The sequence below is a fragment of the Rothia sp. HMSC069C01 genome, assembly GCF_001814655.1.
Taxonomy (GTDB): domain Bacteria; phylum Actinomycetota; class Actinomycetes; order Actinomycetales; family Micrococcaceae; genus Rothia; species Rothia dentocariosa.
Genome location: NZ_KV817407.1, coordinates 1 through 2,549 on the forward strand (window position 1 = coordinate 1; position 2,549 = coordinate 2,549).

1 protein-coding gene is annotated in these 2,549 nt (G+C 56.1%); it reads right to left on the reverse strand.

Annotation, left to right across the window (positions count from 1 at the left end; translation table 11 throughout):
* A partial coding sequence (locus tag HMPREF2981_RS06835) for an RHS repeat-associated core domain-containing protein (RefSeq protein WP_305794002.1) occupies positions 1–2,549 on the reverse strand: 2,549 nt, incomplete at both ends.

Sequence of the window (2,549 nt, forward strand, 5' to 3'; positions counted from 1 at the left end):
CCCCACGGATCCATCAGTCCTACAGGGTTGTTCCCGCAGAACGCATATACATCCGCGAAGAAACCAGTACCCGGCACCTGAGCCAACGGGTCCGTCGAGAGAAAACGCTTCGAGGCACCATCAAAGACGCGGGCACCCATCACATCCAAACCGGCAACACGCACAGACCCGGCACCGGTAAACGAGAACCCAGCGGGAAGCATAGATTCCCACACACCGCTATCATCCGCACTCAAAGCATGCGGAAGACCGGGAATATTCATCCCCTGAGCGACCGGTGCAGAACCCAGTATGGACGGCACAGCCCACGGGTCAAAACTACCGGCAATACCAACCTGGGAGAAACCGCCGTCAGACCCGGGAGCAGGCGTGCCGCCAGCGCCTAAAATCTGTGGCATAGCAGCATTCGGATCCCACACTAAAGGTATAGATACCCCAGCGGTATCTGTCACTTGAGCAAGGTCACCAGTGGCATCCGTTACTAAACGCACTCGTGAAGAAAACCCTGTGATCCCTAAAGGATTAGCGTGGAAGGCATCGGAACTAACCGTATCAGTTACTGTTGAAAGGGCACCAAAAACATCCCAGTCATAGTCACGGGTGGAACGCAGACCAGTATTCGAAGCAGTATGCGCACGAGTACGTTCACCAGCGGCATTGTATTCGTAGGTAGTTACGGTACGGTTTATAACCTCCCGGTGTAGACCCGCAAATTCTGGAGCAATAGCGGCGGCGTATTCTATGGCAATAATTTCGGTGAGTTGGTTCAAACGGTTATAGGCGAACGAACGTTCACCCGCTAGCACCCGCGAAGTCTCCTCAGATTCGTCCGTGCCACCGGAATGACGCCAAGTGCGCTCAGAAACCATGAGCCCGGCTTCAAAGACCCATTCAAACTCCAGATCACAAGAACGAGAACCCGTGAGCTGACCGGCAGCATCATAGGTATACACCACCAGCCCATCGGCAGAATCCAAGCCCACAATACGACCCTGCTCATCACGAATAACCTCGGTACGCTCCACCGAATCCGCCCGCGCCGTGTTCTCACGCGAGTACGAGCACACCAGACCAGACTCACCATCAAACTCCCAGCGCGAGAGAATGTCGCCCAACTGGGCACGGATCAGCCTGCCCATCGCATCGTAGGAATACCGCGCCACCAGGCTCTCACCGTGAGCGTCTTGATCAGCGCGTGACATACTCACCACGCGACCAGCACCATCATAGGCAATCGCAGTCTCACCATACGGAGTCACCATGCGCGTGCGGTAACCGTCGGCATCGTACCCCAACGTGAGCGTGTACGCGCCCGTGTTCGTGAAAGTATTCAACGCCTGAACCTGCGCGTCTACATCCGCCGTGCCAGAGGACGCACCCGAAGTATCGGTCATCACGCTCGAGCGTGAACGTTCTATCAGCAAACCGCGTGCATCATATACAAACCGATGCTGTACAAACGCGTCCTCAGACGCATTACCGTCAAGGGCTTGAGCGCTGGCGTAATCGCGCACCCACACGGTACGACCCTGATCCTCAACCCCAAACTCGGCAGCCTTCACACCATCAACACAGGTGTGTGACAGGCGGCCACCGGCAGCATAATCATAAACGTGCGTATACTCGCGTACACCATCGTGAGCACGAATCAGACGACCTGCAGCATCATAGGCGTACTCCTGCACCGACTCATCATCCGTGCCCGCAGCCTTGATGACACGTACCAGACGATCTAGCGCATCGTACTCATAGTCGGTCACCTGACCGGAAGCATCGACAACTCGGCAAACTTGCCCGGTTGCGGTATACGAGAAATGCGTACGGAACCCCAGACCGTCCGTTGCCTGGATAATCTGACCGGCAGCATCGTACTTAAACCTTCGCTGCCCGAAAGAACTATCGCGCACACCAATGAGGCGACCGCACAAATCGTACTCGTACGATGCCACACGTACACCGGCTTCCACACCGGTCACTCGACCACACACGTCATAGGTGATCTTCTCAACCGTACCGTCAGGGTTAACACGCTTAATAATCTGCGAGGCGGCATCATACTCCAGGCGAGTTATCGCCCAAGCAGAAGGCTCAACAACCCGCGAAACCCCCTCTTCATCGGTGTAACGCTCAGGAGCATCCAGACCAACAGCATGAGAGATCACCCGCCCGGCAGCATCATAGTCATAGGTCTCGATACGGCCTTCAGCAGAAATCACCCGCAGCACACGCCCAGCACCATCACGCTCACAACGGGTCAGCCCACCGGCAGCATCAAGAATCTCAACCGGGCGACCCGCGGCATCATAAGTGATGAACTCGCTCTCAACATCGGCCTTCTTCGCAGAAGACCCACCCCGGGCACGCTTCTGCTCAGACGTAACCCGACCGAAAATATCCGTATGAATGAACGAGGACGAAAACGCATCCGCGATCTCCTCAATACCGCGCTGACGATCTACCCTGCGTTTAATTTCAACACCGGTCGCATCCGTCACCGACGACAACTCGCCGTTCAAATCATAGGAATACCGGGTGACAGCGCCGCTCGG